The sequence below is a fragment of the Paraburkholderia aspalathi genome (assembly GCF_900116445.1).
Classification (GTDB): domain Bacteria; phylum Pseudomonadota; class Gammaproteobacteria; order Burkholderiales; family Burkholderiaceae; genus Paraburkholderia; species Paraburkholderia aspalathi.
The window spans coordinates 22,744-45,332 of sequence record NZ_FPBH01000008.1 but is presented as its reverse complement, the minus strand read 5'-3'; the positions used below and the strand labels follow the sequence as shown (position 1 = coordinate 45,332).

Below are 22,589 nucleotides of genomic sequence, written 5' to 3'. Positions count from 1 at the left end.
CATGAAGTCCCACGATAGCGTTCATAAAACAGAACAAGGAAGGGGAATCATGTCGCATGCAATGCCCGACCGGCTTCTGCCCGGCTCGCCCTATCCGCTCGGCGCCAGCTGGGATGGCCTCGGCGTCAACTTTGCAGTGTTCTCGGCAAATGCGCAGAAAATTGAGCTTTGCCTGTTCGATCCCACCGGTCGCAAGGAAATCAGGCGCTTCACGCTGCCGGAATGCACCGACGAAATCTGGCACGGCTATTTGCCCAATGCGCACCCCGGCACCGCGTACGGTTTTCGCGCACACGGGCCCTATCAGCCGCAGCACGGACATCGCTTCAATCCGCACAAGCTATTGCTCGATCCGTATGCGCGCAAACTCGTCGGGCAGTTTCGCTGGTCCGACGCGCTATTCGGTTATCGCGTGCATTCGAATCGTGCCGACCTGTCCATCGACCGGCGCGATTCGGCGCCGGCCATGCCGAAGTGCGTCGTGATCGACGAAGCCTTCGACTGGTCGCACGACAAGCGCCCGAATGTGCCGTGGGGCGAAACCGTCGTCTACGAAGCGCATGTGCGCGGCGTGTCGATGCTGCGCCCCGATTTGCGTCAGCACGAGCGTGGCACGTTTGCCGCGCTGGCGTCGCCGGAATTCATCGAGCATTTGCTGAAGCTCGGCGTGACCGCCGTCGAATTGCTGCCCGTGCATGCGTTTCTGAACGATCGCTTTCTGGTGGAGCGCGGCCTGCGCAACTACTGGGGTTACAACACCGCGGCATTTTTTGCACCGGAGCCGTCGTATCTGAGTTCGCACCGGCTCGATGAAATGCGTATCGCCGTGCGTCAGTTGCACGCGGCCGGCATTGAAGTGATTCTCGACGTGGTCTACAACCACACCTGCGAAGGCAACGAGATGGGGCCGACCGTCTCATGGCGCGGCCTCGACAACGCGAGCTACTACCGCCTGATTCCAGGCGACGAACGCCACCATATCAACGACACCGGCTGCGGCAATACCCTGAACCTACCGCATCCGCGCGTGCTGCAGATGGTGATGGATTCGCTGCGCTACTGGTCGACGAAGTTCAATATCGACGGCTTCCGTTTCGATCTCGGCGTGACGCTTGGCCGTGAGCAGCATGGTTTTGATCCCGGCTCCGGCTTCTTCGACGCATTACGCCAGGACCCGATCCTGTCGCAACGCAAGCTGATTTCCGAGCCATGGGACATCGGCCCGGGCGGTTATCAACTCGGCAACCATCCGCCGGGTTTCGCTGAATGGAACGATCGTTTCCGCGACACGGTGCGCCGCTTCTGGCGCGGTGACGCGGGCTTGCGCCCCGATCTTGCCGCGCGTCTCACTGGTTCCGCCGATCTGTTCAACCGGCGCTTCAGGAAACCGTGGGCATCGGTCAACTTTGTCACGTCGCATGACGGTTTTACGCTAGCCGATACCACCGCGTATGAGCACAAGCACAACGAGGCCAATCGCGAAGACAACAACGACGGCCACAACGAAAACTGCAGTCGCAATTGGGGCGTAGAGGGCCCGACCGACGATCCCGTCCTCCTCGAAACCCGCAAACGCGTGGCCCGCTCGCTGATCGCCACGCTGCTGATGGCGCTCGGCACACCCATGGTGCTGGCAGGCGACGAGTCGCTGCGTACGCAGAACGGCAACAACAATGCGTACTGCCAGGATAACGAACTATCATGGCTTGACTGGGAGCGTGCGGAGTCGCCCGACGGCCGTCAGATGACCGCGTTCGTCGCGCGCGTGATTGCGCTGCGCAAACAGCACCCCCTGCTGCGCGAAACGCGCTTTCTGTTCGGCGATCGCGAAGTGTTGCCGGGCCTATTCGATGTCGGCTGGTTCGATGAACACGGCGATCCGCTCACGATCGAAGCCTGGCAGGACCCCGAAGGCCGCACGTTCACACTGCGGCGCGCGGGTCCAGGCTTGAATGACGAAACGGAAGTATTGTTGATGATGCTCAATGCTGCGGACGAAACACGGCGTTTCACACCGCCCGCGCCACACCTGGAATGGCACGTGCTGCTAGATACAGCTGAGCCGGAAAGCACGCCGCATCGGTTGGCGGTGCCGGAGGTGGAAGTGGCCGCGCATAGCCTCGTGATGCTGGCAGCGCAGCCTATCGGCGAAGCGGATTGGCAGGCGGGCTGGAAGGCCGGCGCGCAGCATGGGCCGCGGCTGTTGACCGCGCTGCCGCCTGATCCGGGTGCGCATCCGCCGAGCGGCGATACGTCGCCGACCACGTAGGCGAAAGCAATATCGAATGGTGATGAATCATGTCCGAAAGTCCGATTGATCCTCACGCGCATCATCACGCGCATTGCCTGCCGTTCAGCGCGCAGTTGCTGGGCGCAACGGGCGCGAAGCCGCGCACGCGATTCCGTTTCTGGGCGCCTTCGTGCAAGACGGTCCAGGTGGAGATCGAAAACGGACCGGCCCAGGGCGCGCACGACATGACGCCTGCCGGCAACGGCTGGTTCGAAACGACGGTCGAGAGCGGCGCGGGCACGCTATATCGCTTCCGGCTCGATGGCGGGGAGGCAGTGCCTGATCCTGCGTCACGCTTCCAGCCGCAAGACGTGCACGGCCCAAGCGAAGTGATCGACCCGCGCGCCTACCACTGGGAACATACGAACTGGCATGGTCGCCCGTGGGAAGAAACGGTGTTGTACGAGTTGCACGTCGGCGCGATGGGCGGCTATGCGGGCGTGCAGAAACGTCTGCCCGCGCTGGTCGCGCTCGGCGTGACGGCCATCGAACTCATGCCGTTGAACGACTTTCCCGGCAAGCACAATTGGGGCTACGACGGCGTGCTGCCGTATGCGCCCGATTCCGCGTATGGCCGCCCCGAAGAACTGAAAGCGCTGATCGATGCCGCGCACGGTCTCGGTCTGATGGTGTTTCTCGACGTGGTCTATAACCACTTCGGACCGGACGGCAATTATCTGCACCAATACGCCCGCTCGTTTTTCCGTGAAGGCACGCACACGCCGTGGGGCCCCGCGATCGATTTCGAACGCAGTGAAGTGAGTGATTTCTTCATCGACAACGCTGTCTACTGGATCAACGAATATCGTCTCGACGGCCTGCGTTTCGATGCGGTGCATGCGATCGACAATCACACGTGGCTGCGCGAATTGTCCGACCATATCCGCGCGAAAGTGCAGCACGGCCGGCATGTGCATCTGGTGCTGGAAAACGAGCACAACAGCGCGAGCCTGCTGGACACGCACTTCGACGCGCAGTGGAACGACGACGCGCACAATACGCTGCACGTTCTGCTCACAGGCGAAACGGAGGGCTATTACTACGCGTACAAGGATCAGCCGATCCAGCGCCTTGCGCGCGTGTTGTCAGAAGGCTTCGCGTATCAAGGCGACCCATCGCCGATTCACGACGGCGCGCCGCGTGGCGAAGCGAGCCGGCATCTGTCGCCCACTTCGTTCGTCATGTTCTTGCAGAATCACGATCAGATCGGCAATCGCGCATTCGGCGAGCGCCTGCGCAAGCTGACGTCGGACGATGCCTTGCGCGCCGCCACCGGTTTACTGCTGCTGTCGCCGCATATCCCCATGCTGTTCATGGACGAGGAATACGGCTCGACCCAGCCGTTCCTGTTTTTCACCGACTACACCGGCGAGCTCGCCGACGCCGTGCGCGAAGGGCGGCGTCGTGAATTCGCACGCTTTTCGGCGTTCAGCGATGAAAAGCGTCGCGCGCAGATTCCCGATCCGAACGACGTGCGGACCTTTGCGGCCTCGTCACCGCCGGAGCCGGTTCAAAGCCCGGCCGCGGACGACAACACAAAAGACCGTCTCGAGTGGATGCACTTCTACAAATCCGCGCTCGCCGTGCGGGCGAAGCTGATCACGCCGCGCCTGAAACACGCCAAAGCGTGCGGCTCGACTGTGTTGACCGCTGCAAACGGTGGCGACGCCAATGCGCTGATCGCCCGCTGGAAACTCGCCGACGGCGAAACCTTGTCGATCGCGTTGAATCTCTCGAAGGAAAACGTGGCGTTCCCCGATCTGCCTAACGGCAAAGTGATTTTCGAAACGCCGCCGCGCGTGCGCGAGCAGATCGACGCCAAGGTGTTGCCGTCATTCGCGTTCGTCGCGTGGGTGACCGGCGACGTCAGCGACTATGCCATCGGCCACGATGCCCGCATCGCAGGCCAACAGGAGCGCCACGCGTGAGTGCAACCCGCCGTCCAAACGATACGATCGTGACCCTTGCCACGCGCGCCGGCTTTGAAGTCGAGTGGCGCGACGCGCACCACACGACGCAACACGTACCCGAGAGCACGCTCGCCGTGCTGCTCGACCGGATGGGCTTGCCGTGCGGCAACGCCACGCAGATCCGGCACAGCGCGGCCGCGCTCGAAGCCGAACTATCCGGCCGCAAGCTGCCGCCGCTGATGACCGCGGAGGTTGAACGCGGCATTGCACTGCCGATCGCGGCGATCAAATCCGGCAGTCACTACCGGATCGAACTGGAAAGCGGCTCGATCATCGACGGCCGCTTCACGGCGCCCAAAGGCGAAGAAGCGTTGCTCGCGCCGATCGACGAGCCCGGCTATCACACGCTGGTCATCAACGAACAACGCGTGACGTTGGCCGTGGCGCCGTCACGCTGCTATACCGTCGCCGATGCCTGGCACACGCTGCACGACGGCGCCTCGACGCAAGCGCCGCCGTTGTGGGGTATCGCTGCGCAGTTATACGGCTTGCGCCGCACGGGCGATGGCGGCATCGGCGACTATACGGCCCTCGCGCAAATGGCGATTGAAAGCGCCAAGCGTGGCGCGCATGCGCTCGCCGTCAGTCCGACTCACGCGATGTTCAGCGCCGAGCCGAATCGCTTCAGTCCGTATTCGCCGTCGTCGCGTTTGTGGCTGAACGTCACGCATATCGACCCCGCCGCGGTGTTCGGCGCCGACGCCGCGCGCGCCGCGCTCGAGGCCGCGCAGGCCACCAAAGCATGGCCGGCACTCGAAGATTTGCCTCTGATCGATTGGCCGAACGCGGTCGTGTTAAAGCTGAAGGTTTTGCGCGCGCTGTACGAGAACTTCTGCATCCAGGAACGCGCGCACGACACGCCGCGTGCGCTCGAATTTCATGGCTTCTGCGAACGTGCCGGCCGTGCACTCGAAGACCACGCGCGTTTCGAAGCATTGCAGGCGGTGCAGTTGGCTCAGGAAGGTGGCAATGGCCACTGGCGCAACTGGCCCGAGGCGTTGCGCGATCCGCGCAGTCCGGAAGTTGAAGCCTTTGCCGAAACGCATCGGCATGAAGTCGACTTTCATCTGTTTCTGCAATGGCTCGCCGCCAAGGGCTTGTCGCACGCGCAGCATGCAGCGAGCGACGCCGGGATGGCCGTCGGCCTGATCGCCGACCTCGCAGTCGGCTGCGATAGTGCCGGCAGCCATGCATGGTCGTACCGTGACGACATGCTGCAAGGCATTTCCGTGGGCGCGCCGCCCGATCTGTTCAACCAGGCCGGCCAGGCGTGGGGGCTCACCACCTTCTCGCCACGCGCGATGCGCACGCAGGGCTTCTCCGCATTCATCGACATGCTGCGTGCGGCGTTCGCGCATGCGGGCGGTATCCGCATCGACCACATTCTCGGTTTGCGGCGCCTGTGGCTCGTGCCCGAAGGCGAGAGCGCGCGTAACGGCGCCTATCTGCGCTATCCGCTCGAAGACCTGCTGCGGCTGATCGCGCTCGAATCGTGGCGGCATCGCGCGATCGTGATCGGCGAAGATCTCGGCACCGTGCCGCCCGGTTTTCGCGAGCGGCTCGACGAGCACGGTCTCTCCGGCATTCGCGTGCTGTGGTTCGAAGGCGCGGAAGGCGGCAAGGGTTTCAAGCCACCGCAGGCATGGGACCGCAACGCTGTCGGCACCACTACGACCCATGATCTGCCGACCGTGGCGGGCTGGTGGCGCGGCAGCGACATCACGTGGCGCAACCGGATCGGTCAGACGATGGCGCGCGCCGATGGCCGCGACGCGGAGGAAGTGGCACAGGAAGAACGCGCCGCCGATCGCGCGCTGTTATGGCGCGCGTTTCAGCAAGCCGGCGTCGCCGCGCCGCACGTGGATGCCCCACCGCCCAACAAGGCGCCCGTGGATGAAGCGCTCGCCTTCGTGGCCGCCACGCCTGGGCCGCTCGTCACTTTCCCGCTCGAAGATTTGCTCGCACTGGTCGAGCAGCCGAATCTGCCCGGCTCGATCGACGAGCATCCGAACTGGCGCCGCCGCGTGATCTTGCCCATCGACGCATTGTTCGAGGACGGCACCTTCAGCGATCGCCTGCTGGCGGTCGACCGCGCGCGCCGCGGCGCCACCGTTCCTGCTGCTTCCAACGTTTCTTCGGAGCCTGATACGCCATGACCGTCCCGCGCTCCACGCTTCGCCTCCAGTTCCATCGAGGCTTCACCTTCGACGATGCCGCCAAGCACGTCGACTACTTCGCCGCGCTCGGCATCAGCCACGTGTACGCGTCGCCCGTCACCACCGCGGAGCCGGGTTCGATGCACGGCTACGATACCGTCGACTACACCCAGGTCAACGCTGAATGCGGGGGCGAAGCAGGCTTGAAGCGCCTTGCCGATAAACTGCGCGCGCACAACATGGGGTTGATCGTCGACGTGGTGCCGAACCATATGGGCGTCGGCGGCTCGAGCAACGCGTGGTGGCTCGACATCCTCGAATGGGGCCGGCACAGCGCGTACGCACGTCATTTCGACGTCGACTGGCATTCGCCCGATCCGGCCTTGCGCGGCAAGGTGCTGGCGCCGACACTCGGTGCGCCGTACGGCGAGGAACTCGCGGCCGGCCGGATTGCGTTGCATTTTGCGGCCGACAGTGGGCGCTTTTATATCGGCTACGGGCCACATGTGTTTCCGGTGTGCCCAATTGACTACGCCGCGATTCTGCAAAGCGCCGACCGTGCCGATCTCAACGCACTGGCCGAACGTTTCCATGGCCTGACGACGCAGCCCACCGATCAGCCGCGCACCGCCGAAGGACGCGACATGCTGCGCGAGTTCGTCGCGCAAAACGGCGGGTCGGCGATCGAATTGGTGCTGGAATCGTATTCGCCCGCGGACCCGGTGACGCGTGACCGTTTGCATCGGTTGATCGAACGGCAGCACTTCCGCCTTGCGTGGTGGCGTACTGCTTCGGATGAAGTGAACTGGCGGCGTTTCTTCGACATTTCGACGCTGGCCGGCGTACGCGTGGAGCGGCCCGAAGTGTTCGAGGCCGTGCACGCGCTGATTTTCCGTTTGTATCAGGAAGGCGTGGTGGATGGTTTGCGGATCGATCATGTGGATGGTCTCGCCGAACCGCGCGAGTACTGTCAGCGTCTGCGGCAGCGCCTCACCGAATTGCGCGACACTGCGCCGTATGTGGTCGTCGAAAAAATTCTCGGCCGTGGCGAGCCGCTGCGCGACGACTGGCCCGTGGACGGCACAACCGGCTACGATTTCATGAACGACGTGGGCGCGCTGCTGCACGATCCGGCCGGCGCCGAACCGCTCGCGCAGACGTGGGCCGAACTCACCGGCCGCAGCCCGCGATTCGCCGACGAAGCCCTGGCCGCGCGACGCAAGATTCTCGCGGAGAACCTCTCAGCGGAACTGGATCGCGCGGCGCGCGCGCTGCACCGCATTGCCCGAGATTCGCTGACCACGCGCGATTTCACCTTCACCGCGCTGCGGCGCGTGCTGGCCGAACTGGTCGTGCATTTTCCGGTGTATCGGGTCTATCCACACAACGGGCTGCGCAGCGCTGCGGATAACGTGTATTTCGAGCAGGCACTGGCAGGCGCGAGAGAGACGCTGTCGCGCGCGGACTACGTGGTGCTCGACCGCGTGAACGCGTGGCTTGGTGGCAGCGCCGAGGAAGTGCCGAATGCACGGGTCTCATCGCAACAGCAAGGTCAGAATGGTGCCCCGCCAAGTCATGCAGGTTCCGCGCGGCGCACCGCGCAGACGCTGTTTTCGCAATTGACCGCACCGGCCGCCGCAAAGGCGATTGAAGATACAGCGTGCTATCGCTACGGACGTTTGCTATCGCGCAACGAAGTCGGCTCAGACCCGGGCGAGTTTGCTTTCTCGGTCGCGCAATTTCATGCGGCGAATCTCGAACGTTCGCAGCGCTTTCCTCACGCGATGCTCGCCACAGCCACGCACGACCATAAGCGTGGCGAAGACATGCGTGCGCGTCTTGCGGTGTTGAGCGAGATTTCTCACGACTGGAGCGCGACGTTGCGTGCGTGGTCGACCTTGAACGCGCCGCATCGGCGTGCGCTCGACGGTAAGCCGATCAGCAGCGTGAGCCACGATACAAGCTACGATTGGGCGCCAGGCCCCGCCGCCGAGGCGATGCTGTACCAGACCTTGGTAGGCAGTTGGCCACCGGACTTAAAGCCGGACGATGACGCTGGCGTCAAGGACCTGGCTGAGCGCGTCGCGCAATGGCAATTGAAGGCGCTACGGGAAGCGAAGCTGCAGACCAACTGGCTCGCACCCGATGAAGCCTATGAAGCCGGCTGCCGCGATTTCCTGTTCGATATCCTGGCGCCGCAGCGGCGCAATGGATTCCTGCGCGAGTTGTCCGCGTTCGTAGCGCGGATTGGACGCGCCGGTACGCTCAACAGTTTGCAGCAGACCGTGTTGCGGTTGACGTCGCCTGGGATTCCCGATCTTTATCAGGGTACTGAGTTGTGGGACTTCAGTCTGGTCGATCCCGACAACCGCCGGCCCGTCGATTTTGCCAAACGCGAGGCATGGCTCGCGCAAACACCGCCTTCGGAATTTCTGGCGAGCTGGCACGATGGCCGGGTAAAGCTCGCGGTAGTGCAGCGCGTGCTGGCGTTGCGCGCACATTTGCCGGAGTTGTTGAGTCAGGGTACGTATCTGCCGCTTGCAGTGCGCGGTGCGCATGCGTCGAATGTGATCGCGTTTGCACGGCGGCATGGGAATGCGTGGGCTGTGGTGGTGGCAAGCCGGCTTGCTGCCGGGTTGCTCGGCGAAGAAGACGATAGCGGCGATTTGCCGATGGTCGATCCGGTCAAATGGGGCGATACGGCGATCGAAATGCCTGCGGATCTGGCCGCGCGGGCGTTGTTCGACTGGCTGAGTCCGGCGGCGCCCAAGGTCGACGAAAACGGTTTGCTTTATCTGCGCGATGCGTTGAGCGCAATGCCGATTGCGGTGTTGGTGGAGGACGGTGTGCCACGCAGTTGATCGGCGCGTTGTCGAAGGTTGAAAGGCGGCTAGAGCGCACATGCTTTAGCCGCCTTTTTTATCGACTCATTCAAGGTGGTCCATCATCCCGCTGAGCCGCCTTGCTGCGCGCGTTTGACCGCCTCGGCCACCTGTTCCGCCACTCGCCGCGTGTCCCAATACACTTGCCCTTTGTACATCCGGTCACCGCGCAGGTTGAAGCGGTCGACACCCAACCACTTCAACGGCTGCCCTGCTACGGTGGCCGATGCTTGCCATTCGATCATGACGGCGTCGCCCGTAGGTGCCCATTGAAGGACGTCGACTTTCAGATCCGGCAGTTGGGTAAGGACCTGCCGGAAATGTTCGATGACGCCTTTCCTGTCGGCCGGTTCGGTCATGGGTGGGATCAGGTTTCGTGTGTCCTCGTGCATGAGCGCTTCCAGGTTATCGGCGACGGGGTGTTGCCACTCCGAGGCGAAGCGTTGCACTGCTATCCGGGCATTGGCTAACTGCTCCGCAGTCGGGGGAAGGTATTTTTCTGCTGACGTCATGTGGGTTTGCTCCTGAATGGGTTGCTTACCGACGGTGTTGTTTGCCCGTGTATTCAGGCCGCAGCCGAAGTCCGATTTAACATACAACGAGATTTTCACATACACTGTGTATGTATACTACAATTCGAATGTGAAAAATCAAGGGATAAAAACGCTGCCTATGCCGACCGCAGGTCCAACCCCCAAATCCCGTCGCGAGGAATATGCGGACGCGACCCGTCAGGCGCTCATCGCTGCTGCCGGCGAGTTGTTCACCTCGGAGGGCTACCAGCAAGTCGGGATAGAGGCCATCTCACGCAGTGCGCGCGTGACCCGCGGCGCTTTCTATCATCACTTTGCTGACAAGGCCGAACTGTTCGACGCTCTGGTCGAGTCTCTCCAGGCGGACGCTGCCTCCAAAGTCAGATCCGCTGCCGCATCCGCGCCGCCAGCCAAACGGATGAGCGCGGGCATTCGCGAATTTCTGGAGGTCTGCACCGAACCTGCCTACCGGCAACTCGTCATTGAAACTGCGCCGGCCGTGCTCGGTCAGGCACGCTGCCGCGAGATCGAAGAAGTGCACGTCTACGGTCTGCTCATTGATGCGCTGACGAACCAGACCACCGGCAAGGAAAAAACCAAGGCCTACCTCGCCGCGCGCATGATCGGCAGCATGGTGTGCGAAGCGGCACAATTGCTCGATGGCGCAGACGATCCCGTCGCCCTGAAAGCGGAGGCGTTGAAGCTCGTTGAAAGCATGGCCGGAACGCTGACGCCAGATAAAAGCCGGGTAACATCTACGCGCAAATAAACGCACCCGGGAGGAGCACCGATGCAGATCGACTGGTCGATTATCAGAACCGGGGATGCCGACAGGCTGCACGGCGCGACCATCGACATATCGGGCTGGATGATTCCGCTGGACCCGCAAGCCGACACGGTCGACTACTTCCTGCTGAGCGCCGACGAGCCGTGTTGTGGGGGCTGCGTGCCGCGCAATCCGTTGACGTCGATCGAGGTGCAAATGGCCGCGCCGCTCGCGCCACAGGTGGAGGCACTGGCTTTGCGCGGCCGGCTGGTTTGTCTTCTCGACGATCCCGCGGGCTGGCGGTATCGGTTAATCGATGCAGTGCCGCTGGGGCGTCCACGGGCTTCACAGCGGCGATTTAGCCGGCGTGCGTTTCTCGCCTCAGGCGCGGCGCTGGGCTTGACGGCTTGTGCGCCCGGGCACTTTGCCGGCTATACCGAGGCGCATGACGAAACGGCGCAAACAACGGCATCTGCGCCATCCGTGTCATCCACGCAATCCGAAACCGCGCCGAGATGGCAAGCGCCCGCCGGCACGTTCACCGTCGACATGCACAGTCACGGCGGCCGCGTGATCGTGTCGCGCGATCCGGCGATCGGTGCGCATCGTCCGTTTATCCCACTGTCCGCGCCAATGCGCGCTGGCGGCATGAATGTCATCTGCCTTGCGATCGTCACGGACACGACGGTCACGCGCGTGGCGGACAACCGCAAGCGTTTCGAGGCATGGCGCGAGCCACAGCCAGGCGAACTGTATGCGCTCGGCCAGACGGAATTCCTGCGCGCCCATCAGTTGATCGAACGCGAGCAGATTCGGGTGGTGACGAACACTACTTCGCTGACGGCATTGGGTCCACAGGGTCCGTGCGCGATCATCTCCGCCGAAGGCGCGGATTTTCTCGAAGGCCAGGTGGATCGTGTCGATGAGGCGTACACGAAGCATCAATTGCGACATCTGCAACTGACGCACTATCGCGTGAACGAGCTCGGTGATATCCAGACCGAACCACCGGTGCATGGCGGCCTCACGGACATCGGCGCGCAGGTAATACAGCGCTGTAACGCGTTGGGAATCGTCGTGGATGTGGCGCACGGCACCTACGATCTGGTGAAGCGCGCGGCAGATACGTCGACTAAACCGCTGGTGCTCTCGCATTCGGCATTGGCCACTCATCCGAGCGCGCGAAGCCGGCTCATCACGCCGGACCATGCGCGGGTGATCGCCGGCACGGGTGGCGTGATCGGCGTGTGGCCGAGCTCAGGAACGTTTCACGATTTGCACGCGATGGCTAACGGCGTCAAACGCATGGCGGATGTCGTGGGAGTGGAACATGTAGGCCTGGGGACGGATATGCTCGGGTTCATTTCGCCCCCGGTATTCAGAAGCTACGAACAGTTGCCCGATCTGGCCAGTGCGCTGTTGCAGGCCGGATTCTCACAACAGGAAGTTGGGGCGATTCTTGGGGGGAACTACCTGAGGGTGTTTCAGGCGTCGGTGGGATGATGCCCCGTGCGTTTTTGCAAAAAGGGCCCTACCGCCCCGCAGCCCACAGCAACGAAACGCCTGAAGACAACATCAACCCATCCACGACAAGTTTGAAAACCGCAGGACTCATCCGGACCACAATCAGCCGCGCGGAAAAGGATCCGATCATGAGTGCCGAGCCGGTGATCAAACCGTCGATCACCACATGCAGTGGTAATGCGCCGAAATGATTGAACACCGCGACTTTGGTGCCGTAGACAGCCAGTGATCCAGCGGCTTCGGTTGCGAGAAAAGCGCCTTTAACCAGGCCATACGACATAAACACGGGCACCGTGATCGGCCCGGTGGAAACGACGATGCCGGTGAGAAAACCCACCACGCCGCCGATCAGCGAAAGCTGCCACAGATTGAATTTGATAGCGCGTCGCGCAAGCCAGCGTCGCGTCGGCACCATGGCGATAAAGAACAAGCCCAACGCAAGTTCGACCGCATGTGGCGGCAACGCAAGAAGTGTCCGCACACCCAGCGCCGCGCCCGGAACCGCAGTCGCGCAATAAGCGCCGCAAGCCCGCCAGTCGATCTCACGCCACCACGCCAGGATCTTGCCGAAGTTGCCCATGATCGCGGCGATCGCCATGATCGGCACCGCCTGCTGCGGACCGAACAGCATCACGAGAACGGGCATCAGCATCATCGACGAGCCCGTGCCGATCACGCCGCTCAACGTGCCCGCAAGCAAACCGACGCACAGCACCAGCAAATATCCCATGTCGCCCCCGGGTGGTATGGGCGACGATTTTACTCGAACGATGCTTTAACGGACCTGGAGCGGATGCAGCATAGAAGCCGCTCAACCGCCTTCGTCGTCGTAGGTCTTCGGATAAACGCGCACGAGCACGATGCGCGGCCCCTTCATCTTCTTGACCACCACGTCGAAGCGATCGAACTCGACGCGCTGCCCTTCGGTAGGCAGATCGTTGAGCGCCTGAATCACGAGGCCGCCGACCGATTCGGCCTTGCCTTCGTCGATGTCGATCCCGAGCGCGCGTTCCAACGACACCACCGGCAAGCTACCTTTGCCCATCAGCGTGCCGTCGTCCATGCGCGTCCAGTCGGCGTCGCCCTGGCGGAATTCGTCGTGGATCTGCCCAACCAGCGCACCGAGCAGATTGTCCAGCGTCAGAAAGCCGATCGGCTTCGAGTTCTTGTGACCAACCAGTGCGAAGTGCGGCGCGCCCTTGCGGAAGCGGCGAAATAGTTCGAGCGCCGGCATGTCCGGCTTCACGTACTGCACGGGGCGCGCATATTTGGAGAGGTCGTCGAGTGTGCTGCCCGCGTGCCGCGCCAGTAGCAAATCCTTCAAATGGATCATGCCGGCCACGCGCTCGCCGGACGCGTCTTCGAACAACGGATAGCGGCTAAAGCGGTGCCGCGCCACGACCTGCATGTTTTCGCGCAACGGCAGATCGCGCCGCAGGCCGACCATTTCATACGATGGGCGCATCAGATCCGAGACGGTCATGCGCGAAAAATCCAGCGAATGCGCAATCGTGTTCCATTCGTCCTGGCTGTATGCGCCATCCGGCGCACCGAGTTCAGTCGCAACGTTGGCGCGGCGGCCGCGCAGGATCAGCTTGAGTTCGTCGGTCGAGTAATGCGAATCGTGGCCGTGGTCCGCATCGAGGCCCGCGAGCTTCAGCACCGCGTTGGCGCTCGTGTTGAGCACCCAGATCGCCGGATACATCGCCCAGTAGAAACCGTACAGCGGTGTGGCCGCCCACAGCGAAACTTTTTCCGCTTCACGAATCGCCAGCGACTTCGGCGCCAGCTCGCCCACCACGATGTGCAGGAACGAAATACACGAGAACGCGAAGAACAGCGAGATGCCGTGAATCAGCTTCTCCGACTCGACGCCGAGCAGACTGAAGACCGGCGTGAGCAGTTCGGCGAACGCCGGCTCACCGATCCAACCGAGCCCAAGCGACGCCAGCGTAATGCCCAGCTGACAGGCGGACAGATACGCGTCGAGCCGCCCGTGCACCTTCGCCAGCAAACGCCCACGCATGCCATGTTTGGCCGCGAGGCTTTGCACACGCGTTTGCCGCAGCTTCACCAGACCGAATTCGGCGGCGACGAAAAAACCGTTGAGGGCAACGAGAAACAATGCACCGATAAGGGCGACAACCTGGATCAAAGCGAAGGGCTCCGGCAACAAAAGTTGTCAGTATAGATGGCGCAAGCAAATTGAAAGTTAATCGCGTGCAGGAATGCGCGCCGACAGCCGCCGTTCACGTTGCTGTCGTTGCACTCAGCGGCACGTGCAGCGCGAGCGTCACCGCTTCGCTCTCAGCGGCATCGCTTTGTTCGAAGCTGCCGCCGTGCGCTTCCGCAACGCGCTTGCACAGCGCGAACACCCACGCGATCCGTTTGGCTTCGCGTGGTTCGCACGCCTGTTTGCGGGCAAAGGCTTCCAGCAAATGCGGCGCCGCCGGATCGTTCAATGCAGCGGCGCTTTGATTGAAGGTGACCGTGGCGTACCACCTGCTGGCGTCCGCGCGTGCGGCAAGCGTGACCGCCGCGCCCTTCGTGCTCGCCTCGACGGCAAATGTGAGCATCAGCCACAACGTGGCGGCCAGGCGCTCACGATCGCCGTTGAGCTGCTCGGTAGCGAGGTGCGATTCGACCGTAACCTCGACGCCGCGTGTGCGCGCCAGCCCGGAACGGACTTCGTCAACGGTTTCATCGAGTAACGGATGCAGCGAAAACGGCGCAAATGCCAGTTCCAGCGATTTGGTCTCCGCGCGCGTGGCGTCGACAATCGTCTCCAGCAGCTTCACCTGCTGTTCTACGCCGTTACGGATGCCGGTGACGGCGCGTTGCGAATTGGGGTCGTTGGCATCGAGCTTGCGCTCGAGCACGTACGCCCAGCTATGGATGGCGTTCAGCGGACCACGGAGGTCATGCGACACCAGCGACAGCACGTGATCGCGCATAAACAGCGCGGTCTCAGCGCGCAGGCGTGCGGTGCGTTCGGATACGGCGAAGCCGGAAGGAACCGGCGTTGCGCCGGCGGTCCCGGTGGAAGGCGTTGTCACGATCGAACCCTCTCAGGCGGTGCATCAAATTTCAAAAGAAGCCCCATTATAGGCATGCCGTCCAGCGCAACCAGCCTGGCCGGATGGCTAACCTGAACGCAAACCACATGCCACACGGCAATCCTCGGCGATGCGAGCCCAACACGCCTACAATGTCGGTTTTTACGTTTTTGATCTAAGGAGCGACACATGTCGACTGTGACTACCGAATCCGGCCTGAAATACGAAGACATCGTTGAAGGCACTGGCGCCGAAGCGGTGGCCGGCAAGACCGTCAGCGTGCACTACACGGGCTGGCTGACCGACGGCCAGAAGTTCGACTCGAGCAAGGACCGCAACGACCCGTTCGCGTTCGTGCTGGGCGGCGGCATGGTCATCAAGGGCTGGGACGAAGGCGTGCAAGGCATGAAGGTCGGCGGCACGCGCAAGCTGACGATTCCGCCGCAACTCGGCTACGGCGTGCGTGGCGCAGGCGGCGTGATTCCGCCGAATGCAACGCTCGTGTTTGAAGTCGAACTGCTTGGCGTCTAAGTTTTTCGCTGCGCTGTTTTGTATTTTGTAATTGGGTTTCACCGATGAGTCACGCCGCCGTCACCGCTCCTAGCGTTTCGTTGCGCCGCTACGGCGCGATCGAGGCGTCGGACGTACACGACTTTCACCAGGTCGTGCTCGGGCTCGACGGCGCGATGGTGATGGCGGTAGACGGCGTCGCGCATCAGATCGACGCCGGCTCCGCCTGGCTCATCCCGGCGGGTGCACGGCACGACTATGCGGGCGTCGGCGAGAACCGGCAGTTGGTGCTGGATCTACCGGCCACGTCGCTGGCCGTGCCGGAGCGTTTGTTCGACCGCGCGCGGGCCGTGACGGTGGATGCCTCGCTCACGCAGCTCGTGCATCGGATTGCCGCGCACGCCACAGGCGGTGCGCAAGGCGACGATCTGGATACCCGGCGTTTCCATTGGGACGCAGCCGCGCGACTGGGCGCTGCGTTGGTGGCCGATACCGGCACGGCGGCCGGGGCGCAGGCATCCGGCGTCGGCCTCGACTTCGCGCGTATTGACCGCTGGCTGCGCGCTCATCTGTCGGAGCCGCTGCGTATCGCCGACCTGGCCTCCCATTGCGGCTTCGGCATGCGGCGCTTTCATCAGCTTTTTATCGACGCCTTCGGCGAAACGCCGCATCGCTATTTGCAGCGTCTGCGGCTCGATACCTCTCTTGGCTTGCTGTCCGATCCACGCCTGTCGCTCAGCGATATCGCGCTAGAAATCGGCTTCGGCGATCAGAGCGCTTACACGCACGCATTCACGCGGCGTTTCGGGCTGGCGCCCGGTCAATGGCGCGCGCTGCGCCATTGAGTTTGTGCAATGCGCGAGCCGCCTGAAAAGGCGGCCCGCGTTCTCCTTCTCTGCTGCATGTGTCCGGCGTGATCAACCCGCCAGACCGCGCTCCAGATCGCCGCGAATATCGCCGGCGTTTTCCAGACCCACTGCGAGACGGATCAAGCCTTCGCTGATCCCCGCCGCCGCGCGCGCTTCCGGCGTCACGCGACCGTGCGTGGTCGTAGCCGGATGCGTGATGGTGGTGCGCGTATCGCCGAGGTTGCCGGTGATCGAGCAGATCTTCGTGCTGTCGATCACGCGCCAGGCATTCGCGCGCATCTGCTCAGGCGTATCGCCCTTCAGTTCGAACGACAGGATCGCACCGCCCGCCTTCTGCTGACGCATGGCCAGCGCGTGCTGCGGATGCGATTCGAGCCCCGGGTAAAACACGCGGTTCACGGCCGGATGCGTTTCCAGCCAGCGTGCGATTTCGAGCGCATTCGCCGACTGCTTTTCGACGCGCAGCGACAGCGTCTCCATGCCCTTGAGCAGCACCCAAGCGTTGAATGCGGACAAGGTCGGCCCGGCGCTGCGCACGAACGGAAACACTTTTTCCATGATGAACTGCTTCGAGCCGACCAGCGCGCCGCCCAGCACACGCCCTTGGCCGTCGAGGAACTTGGTGGCCGAATGCATCACGACGTCCGCGCCGAGCTTCAACGGCTGTTGCAAAGCCGGGCTACAGAAGCAGTTGTCGACCACGAAGATCGCATTGGCCGCCTTCGCGATCTTGCTGATCGCTTCGATATCGGCGACTTCGGTGAGCGGGTTCGACGGCGTCTCGAGGAAGAACATCTTCGTTTCCGGACGCACGGCGTTTTTCCACGCGTCCAGATTGGTCGGATCGACGAACGTCGTCGTGATGCCGAACTTGCTGAAGATTTGCGAGAACATGCCGAGCGTCGAACCGAACAGCGCTTGCGAGCTCACCAGATGGTCGCCGGCCTGCAAGGTCGACATCACTACCGACATGATCGCGGCCATTCCCGAAGCCGTGGCCATGCACGCTTCGCCGCCTTCAAGCGCGGCCAGACGGTCCTGGAACATCGAGACGGTCGGATTCGTGAAGCGCGAGTAGGTGTAGTTGTCTTCGGAATTCTTGAATTTTTCGGCGGCGTCCGCGGCACTCGCGAAGACGAAGCTCGAGGTCAGGAAAATCGCTTCCGAATGTTCGTTGAAGTCGCTGCGCGCTGTGCCCGAGCGGACTGCCAGCGTGTCGAAGTTCAGGGAGTCGTCCATGTTGGTTCTGGTTTCCAATGTTCCATGGCTGGGTTCGGCGTCTACGGCTCACGTTAAACGACGAGCCCAACAATACCAAACGGCAGCAACAAAAAAGCCCGCTTTTGCGTCGGCATAAGCGGGCTTCATGTGCGGGGGAAAGCTGGAGCGGAGGCGGATGACTGCGGCTTTTCCACCATTCGCTTTAGCTGTTTTGGGTTGCCCCGCGTCCGCAAGCTGAGATCAAATCGACGCAAGCCGTCATGCTAACACGCTCGCGGCGTGGCGTGCAGCGGGCCACGACGCGAGCGCCATCACTCAACCGCACTCAACCAACCGACAACTGCAGATGCAGTTGCGAACGCGACGGGCCGCCCTCGGCTGCTTCGCTCGCGGCGTCGCGATCCGATTGCGAGGACGGTGCGAGACGCGCGGTTTCGATGCGGTCGAGGTATTCGGTGGTCACATCGCCCGTGACGTAGTTGCCGTCGAAGCACGAGGCTTCGAATTCCTTCAGCGCCGGGTTGATATCGCGCACTGCCTGCTTCAGGGCGTCGACGTCCTGATAAACGAGATAGTCCGCGCCGATCATGCGGGCGACTTCATCGTCCGTGCGGCCATGCGCGACGAGTTCGCCGCGCGTAGGCATGTCGATACCGTAGACGTTCGGGTACTTCACCGGCGGCGCCGCCGAAGCGAAGATCACCTTGTTCGCGCCGGCGTCGCGCGCCATCTGCACGATTTCGTGCGAGGTCGTGCCGCGCACGATCGAGTCGTCGACGATCAGCACGTTCTTGCCCTTGAACTCGATGCCCATGGCGTTCAGCTTCTGACGCACCGACTTCTTGCGCATCGCCTGGCCCGGCATGATGAAGGTGCGGCCCACGTAGCGGTTCTTGAAGAAGCCTTCGCGATACTCCACACCCAGCTTCTTCGCGACCTGCATCGCGGCCGGACGGGACGAATCGGGAATCGGCATCACGACGTCGATCTCGACGTCGGGCAATTCACGCTTGATCTTCTCGGCGAGGTAATCGCCCATGCGCAGACGCACGTTGTAGACCGGCACGCCGTCGAGCACCGAGTCCGGACGCGCGAGGTACACGAGTTCGAAAATACACGGGTTCAGGCTCGGATTCGTTGCGCATTGCTGCGAGTGCAAATTGCCTTCGAGGTCGATGAAAATTGCCTCACCCGGTGCGATATCGCGCACAAATTCGAAACCGATACCTTCGATCGCGACCGACTCCGACGCCAGGATCCACTCGACGCCTTCCGGCGTTTCCTGCTTGCCGAGACACAGCGGGCGAATGCCGAACGGGTCACGGAAGCCGAGCAAGCCGTAGCCGGCAATCAGCGACACGATCGCGTACGAACCCCGCACCCGGCGATGCACGCCCGACACCGCCTTGAACAGCGCCGCCGGATCGAGTTGCAGACTCGAACTGGAGAGCTGCAATTCGTGCGCGAGCACGTTGAGCATGACTTCGGTGTCGGAATTGGTATTGATATGGCGGCGATCGATGCGGAACATCTCATCTTTCAGTTGCTGCCAATTCGTCAGATTGCCGTTGTGCGCGAGGATAATGCCGAACGGCGCGTTCACGTAGAACGGCTGGGCTTCTTCTTCGCTCGATGCAGAACCGGCGGTCGGGTAACGGACCTGGCCGATACCGGTGGTGCCGGGCAGGCTGCGCATGTTGCGCGTGCGGAACACGTCGCGCACCATGCCGTTAGCCTTGTGCATGTGGAAATTGCTGCCGTTCGCTGTCGCGATGCCGGCGGCGTCCTGACCGCGGTGCTGCAGAAGCAGCAGGCTGTCATAGATCAGCTGATTGACCGGAGAATGGGAAACTACGCCTACGATGCCGCACATGGCATGTCCTTCAAAGGTACGAAATTCGTAACGGCGGCCGGTGCCTGCGATGCTGCGCGAGGGTACGCGACTACGTAGAGGCAACCGGATTGCGCCGGAGTCCTGCTGCGCTCCTCTAACCGTTCACCTGATCGTCACACGCGGACGTAAGCAGCGAGCGTCTCGGGAAGCAGCGGTTTCATTACGTGCACGCCCTCGACCGCATAGGGCCGAAGCAAGGCGTTGCGCCAGAATTCCTGTTGGGGCAGTTCGGTCAAGCCTGCAAGGGCGACCAGAATCAGCACCAGAACGACCCCGCGCACGAGGCCGAACATCAAACCGAGCGAGCGATCCACGCCGCTCAAACCGCTTGCCTGCACGATGCGGCTCAGCAGCGCGTTCAGCACGCTTGCGACCAGCACCACGCCGATCGCCACCAGCGCGAACGCCAGAAGCCACTGGGTCAGCGCGCCGCCCGGCCACGTGGCAGGGATAAACGGCACGACATAACCGACAAAACGGCAAGCAATGAAAAACGCCGCGATCCAGCCGATCAGCCCGAATATCTCGGACAAAAAGCCGCGCCATGTGCCGCGCAAGGCCGACAAACCGATCACCGCCATTACAGCGTAGTCGAAGGCAGTGAACATCGCTCGCTTACTGTGCGGCGCCGCTGTTCGCGCCCGACGTCAAGCCGGCCTCACGAACCTTCGCAATCGCGGCGCTCGCCGCTGCACGGTCGGCAAACGGACCAGCGCGCAATAGCGTGAGCGTGGAGCCGTCGGCCTGCTTCCGATGTTCGGTATATGCGGGCACCCCGGCCGCTTTCAACTTGGTAGCCCAAGTACGGGCATTGGCGTCGTTCGCAAATGCACCCAACTGGACGGCGAAACGGCTGCCAGGCGGCGATGCCGGCGTACCGGAATTGGCGTCCGCGCTGGCGGCGGCCGTGTTCGCGCTGTCTTCGCTCGGGGCCGGCGTTTTCGCCGCGCTTTGCGTGGCGGGTGCTTTGGCCGGTTTGGCAGGCGTTTGCGCTACAGGCGCTGCAGGTGCCGTATTGGCGGCAACGGCGGCGGGCGCTTGCGGCTTCGCAGCCGGTTTGGCGGCGGCGGGCGCTGCGCTCGTTGCAGCGCTCTGCTGTTTCGCGGCGCCGGACTGGCCTTGCGTGGCTGCCGTTGTCGGCGCAAGGCCGGAAGCGGCGAGTGCCGCGTCAGGCGCCGGGTTATCCGGTGCTACGCCGGCTTGCGTGTCTTCGTCGGTCTTGGTGGCGACCTTCGGCGCAGGGCGGCTTGGAATGTCGATGGAGATGTCGTCTGTGACGGGCTTTGGATGCGAATCCAGCACCATGGGCAGGATCACCACCGCTGCGACGACCAGCGCGACCGCGCCGACGAGTCTGCGCCGCGCACGCTGCTTTTCAGGCAACGTAGGGTCGAGCAGCATCGCATCGGCATCCACGGTGCGCTCCGTGCGGCGGGTTCGCCGCTCCACGCGCTCGCCACGGGCGGCCCGGGTGGAACTGGTGTTTGCGCCGCGCCGGTTGGGCGCGTCGTCTTTCTTGCCGAACGAGAAAATTCCCATGAATCGCTTGGTTCGAGCCTGGCGCCCGTTCAGTGTTGCTGCGATTTACGGTAGGCCATTACGCCTGCTACCGTATAGAAACTGCCGAAAACCACGATTCTATCATTCTCTGACGCTCGTTTTAGCGCGTCTTGGAAAGCCTCTGCTGGTGTTGCGTAGCGCGTCACGCTGCTGTCATTGCCGTCGCTCACGCCCTGCTCGCGCAAAGCCGCTTCGAGTTCTTCCGCCGAAGCCGCACGCGGGGTCGGCAGATCGGTCACGCACCAGTGGTCGATTTCGCCCTTCAGGTGCGTCAGTACACCAGCAATATCCTTGTCGCGCATCGCGCCGAATACCGCATACGTGTACGGGAAAAAGCCCATATTGCCGAGGTTCTGCGACAGCACTGCGGCGGCGTGCGGGTTATGGCCGACGTCGAGCACGATGGCGGGCTTGCCGGGCAGCACCTGGAAGCGCCCCGGCAATTCGACGTTAGCGAGGCCGAGCCTAATGTCCTGCGCCGAGACCGGCAACCGGTCGCGCAGCGCTTCAAGACCGGCCAGCGCCGCCGACGTGTTGATCAGCTGATTCGCGCCGCGCAATGCCGGATAGGCGAGCGCGGAACGGCGCATGGTCGGGCCCACGTAGCTCCATTGCTGGCGCTCGCTACCGGCCTGCCCTTCGTAGCGGAAATCGCGGCCGAATAGCCACAGTTCGGCGCCGATCTTTTCGGCGTGATCGATCAGGGATTGCGGCGGCACCGGATCGGCGCAGATCGCCGGCTTACCAGGGCGGAAAATGCCGGCTTTTTCGAAGGCGATTTTCTCGCGCGTGTCGCCGAGATACTCGGTGTGATCGATATCGATGCTGGTGATGATCGCGCAGTCCGCGTCGAGGATGTTGACCGCGTCGAGGCGGCCGCCCAGGCCGACTTCGAAGATCACCGCGTCCAATCCGCGCGAGGCGAACAGGCTCATGATCGCGAGCGTCGTGAATTCGAAGTAGGTCAGTGTGATCGGTTCGACAAGGCTCAGGCGCGCGGCTTCGACGGCTTCGAAATGCGGCAGCAGGTCTGCGTCGCTCGCCACTTCGCCGTTCACGCGCGCCCGCTCGTTGAAGGTCAGCAGATGCGGCGACGTGTGGCAGCCAACCGTGAAGCCCGCGCGCAGCAAAATCGATTCGAGGATCGCGCAGGTCGAACCCTTGCCGTTCGTGCCCCCGACCGTGATGATCGGGCACTCAAACGACAACTGCATCGCGTCACGTACCTGCGAGATGCGTCCCAATCCCATGTCGATGCCGACAGGATGCGCGGATTCAAGGTGCGTGAGCCACGCGTCGAGGGTGGGGAATGTGGTCATCGAGCGAATCTTTGCTGCGTTGCGAGATCGTGATTATCC

The 22,589-nt window shown here is 62.8% G+C and carries 17 protein-coding genes; 8 read left to right on the top strand and 9 right to left on the bottom strand.

What is annotated here, in order from left to right; all coding sequences use genetic code 11:
* Positions 1 to 49: 49 nt before the first annotated feature.
* Genes glgX through treY form a run of 4 tightly spaced genes read left to right on the top strand, consistent with a single transcriptional unit; the run spans position 50 to position 9,277 of the window.
* Positions 50 to 2,269 carry a glycogen debranching protein GlgX gene (gene glgX / locus BM438_RS14665; RefSeq protein WP_093634959.1) on the top strand — a complete coding sequence of 740 codons (2,220 nt, stop codon included), beginning with the start codon at positions 50 to 52 and terminating at the stop codon, positions 2,267 to 2,269.
* Positions 2,270 to 2,298: 29 nt separating this feature from the next.
* Positions 2,299 to 4,218 (top strand): malto-oligosyltrehalose trehalohydrolase, encoded by a 1,920-nt coding sequence (gene treZ / locus BM438_RS14660; protein ID WP_093634958.1) that lies wholly within the window; start codon positions 2,299 to 2,301, stop codon positions 4,216 to 4,218.
* Positions 4,215 to 6,416: a 4-alpha-glucanotransferase gene (gene malQ / locus BM438_RS14655; protein ID WP_093634957.1), complete on the top strand. Its 2,202-nt coding sequence runs from the start codon at positions 4,215 to 4,217 to the stop codon at positions 6,414 to 6,416. Before treZ ends, malQ begins: the two co-directional genes overlap by 4 nt.
* Positions 6,413 to 9,277: a malto-oligosyltrehalose synthase gene (treY, locus tag BM438_RS14650; protein ID WP_093634956.1), complete on the top strand. Its 2,865-nt coding sequence runs from the start codon at positions 6,413 to 6,415 to the stop codon at positions 9,275 to 9,277. The genes malQ and treY overlap by 4 nt, the downstream gene beginning before the upstream one ends.
* A gap of 83 nt (positions 9,278 to 9,360) precedes the next feature.
* On the opposite strand, the gene BM438_RS14645 is transcribed toward treY, so the two are convergent.
* Positions 9,361 to 9,810, bottom strand: coding sequence for a nuclear transport factor 2 family protein (locus BM438_RS14645; protein WP_093634955.1), 450 nt, complete (start codon positions 9,808 to 9,810; stop codon positions 9,361 to 9,363).
* A gap of 160 nt (positions 9,811 to 9,970) precedes the next feature.
* Here BM438_RS14645 and BM438_RS14640 point away from each other — a divergent pair, with 160 nt between their 5' ends.
* Positions 9,971 to 10,600: a TetR/AcrR family transcriptional regulator gene (locus BM438_RS14640; protein WP_167378393.1), complete on the top strand. Its 630-nt coding sequence runs from the start codon at positions 9,971 to 9,973 to the stop codon at positions 10,598 to 10,600.
* Positions 10,601 to 10,621: 21 nt separating this feature from the next.
* On the top strand, positions 10,622 to 12,100 hold the full coding sequence (locus BM438_RS14635; RefSeq protein WP_093634953.1) for a dipeptidase: 1,479 nt from the start codon (positions 10,622 to 10,624) through the stop codon (positions 12,098 to 12,100).
* Between the two features lie 28 nt (positions 12,101 to 12,128).
* Here the strand turns inward: BM438_RS14635 and BM438_RS14630 are convergent, their stop codons facing one another.
* The 3 genes from BM438_RS14630 to BM438_RS14620 form a co-directional block, all read right to left on the bottom strand.
* Positions 12,129 to 12,851: a sulfite exporter TauE/SafE family protein gene (locus BM438_RS14630; RefSeq protein WP_093634952.1), complete on the bottom strand. Its 723-nt coding sequence runs from the start codon at positions 12,849 to 12,851 to the stop codon at positions 12,129 to 12,131.
* An 81-nt stretch (positions 12,852 to 12,932) separates the two neighbouring features.
* Positions 12,933 to 14,276: a hemolysin family protein gene (locus BM438_RS14625; protein ID WP_054034925.1), complete on the bottom strand. Its 1,344-nt coding sequence runs from the start codon at positions 14,274 to 14,276 to the stop codon at positions 12,933 to 12,935.
* A gap of 94 nt (positions 14,277 to 14,370) precedes the next feature.
* Positions 14,371 to 15,177, bottom strand: coding sequence for a sensor histidine kinase (locus BM438_RS14620; protein ID WP_093634951.1), 807 nt, complete (start codon positions 15,175 to 15,177; stop codon positions 14,371 to 14,373).
* Between the two features lie 189 nt (positions 15,178 to 15,366).
* Here BM438_RS14620 and BM438_RS14615 point away from each other — a divergent pair, with 189 nt between their 5' ends.
* A complete protein-coding gene (locus BM438_RS14615) occupies positions 15,367 to 15,708 on the top strand; it encodes an FKBP-type peptidyl-prolyl cis-trans isomerase (protein ID WP_027803023.1) in 342 nt (113 codons plus the stop codon).
* Positions 15,709 to 15,752: 44 nt separating this feature from the next.
* On the top strand, positions 15,753 to 16,532 hold the full coding sequence (locus tag BM438_RS14610) for an AraC family transcriptional regulator (protein WP_093634950.1): 780 nt from the start codon (positions 15,753 to 15,755) through the stop codon (positions 16,530 to 16,532).
* Positions 16,533 to 16,604: 72 nt separating this feature from the next.
* Here the strand turns inward: BM438_RS14610 and BM438_RS14605 are convergent, their stop codons facing one another.
* The 5 genes from BM438_RS14605 to folC form a co-directional block, all read right to left on the bottom strand.
* Positions 16,605 to 17,795, bottom strand: a complete 1,191-nt coding sequence (locus tag BM438_RS14605; protein ID WP_093634949.1) for an O-succinylhomoserine sulfhydrylase — start codon at positions 17,793 to 17,795, stop codon at positions 16,605 to 16,607.
* Positions 17,796 to 18,102: 307 nt separating this feature from the next.
* On the bottom strand, positions 18,103 to 19,650 hold the full coding sequence (gene purF, locus BM438_RS14600) for an amidophosphoribosyltransferase (protein ID WP_093634948.1): 1,548 nt from the start codon (positions 19,648 to 19,650) through the stop codon (positions 18,103 to 18,105).
* 134 nt (positions 19,651 to 19,784) lie between these two features.
* Positions 19,785 to 20,279 carry a CvpA family protein gene (locus BM438_RS14595; RefSeq protein ID WP_093634947.1) on the bottom strand — a complete coding sequence of 165 codons (495 nt, stop codon included), beginning with the start codon at positions 20,277 to 20,279 and terminating at the stop codon, positions 19,785 to 19,787.
* Positions 20,280 to 20,286: 7 nt separating this feature from the next.
* Complete coding sequence (locus BM438_RS14590) at positions 20,287 to 21,210, bottom strand: SPOR domain-containing protein (RefSeq protein ID WP_093634946.1); 924 nt, start codon at positions 21,208 to 21,210, stop codon at positions 20,287 to 20,289.
* A gap of 29 nt (positions 21,211 to 21,239) precedes the next feature.
* Positions 21,240 to 22,550, bottom strand: coding sequence for a bifunctional tetrahydrofolate synthase/dihydrofolate synthase (gene folC, locus BM438_RS14585; protein ID WP_093634945.1), 1,311 nt, complete (start codon positions 22,548 to 22,550; stop codon positions 21,240 to 21,242).
* Positions 22,551 to 22,589: the final 39 nt, after the last annotated feature.

Coding starts and splice junctions, on each gene's coding strand:
- treY (WP_093634956.1), top strand. CDS start 6,413: ATGACCGTCCCGCGCTCCACGCTTCGCCTCCAGTTCCATCGAGGCTTC.
- BM438_RS14645 (WP_093634955.1), bottom strand. CDS start 9,810: ATGACGTCAGCAGAAAAATACCTTCCCCCGACTGCGGAGCAGTTAGCC.
- glgX (WP_093634959.1), top strand. CDS start 50: ATGTCGCATGCAATGCCCGACCGGCTTCTGCCCGGCTCGCCCTATCCG.
- purF (WP_093634948.1), bottom strand. CDS start 19,650: ATGTGCGGCATCGTAGGCGTAGTTTCCCATTCTCCGGTCAATCAGCTG.
- BM438_RS14640 (WP_167378393.1), top strand. CDS start 9,971: ATGCCGACCGCAGGTCCAACCCCCAAATCCCGTCGCGAGGAATATGCG.
- treZ (WP_093634958.1), top strand. CDS start 2,299: ATGTCCGAAAGTCCGATTGATCCTCACGCGCATCATCACGCGCATTGC.
- BM438_RS14630 (WP_093634952.1), bottom strand. CDS start 12,851: ATGGGATATTTGCTGGTGCTGTGCGTCGGTTTGCTTGCGGGCACGTTG.
- BM438_RS14635 (WP_093634953.1), top strand. CDS start 10,622: ATGCAGATCGACTGGTCGATTATCAGAACCGGGGATGCCGACAGGCTG.
- BM438_RS14605 (WP_093634949.1), bottom strand. CDS start 17,795: ATGGACGACTCCCTGAACTTCGACACGCTGGCAGTCCGCTCGGGCACA.
- BM438_RS14595 (WP_093634947.1), bottom strand. CDS start 20,279: ATGTTCACTGCCTTCGACTACGCTGTAATGGCGGTGATCGGTTTGTCG.
- folC (WP_093634945.1), bottom strand. CDS start 22,550: ATGACCACATTCCCCACCCTCGACGCGTGGCTCACGCACCTTGAATCC.
- BM438_RS14610 (WP_093634950.1), top strand. CDS start 15,753: ATGAGTCACGCCGCCGTCACCGCTCCTAGCGTTTCGTTGCGCCGCTAC.
- BM438_RS14590 (WP_093634946.1), bottom strand. CDS start 21,210: ATGGGAATTTTCTCGTTCGGCAAGAAAGACGACGCGCCCAACCGGCGC.
- BM438_RS14615 (WP_027803023.1), top strand. CDS start 15,367: ATGTCGACTGTGACTACCGAATCCGGCCTGAAATACGAAGACATCGTT.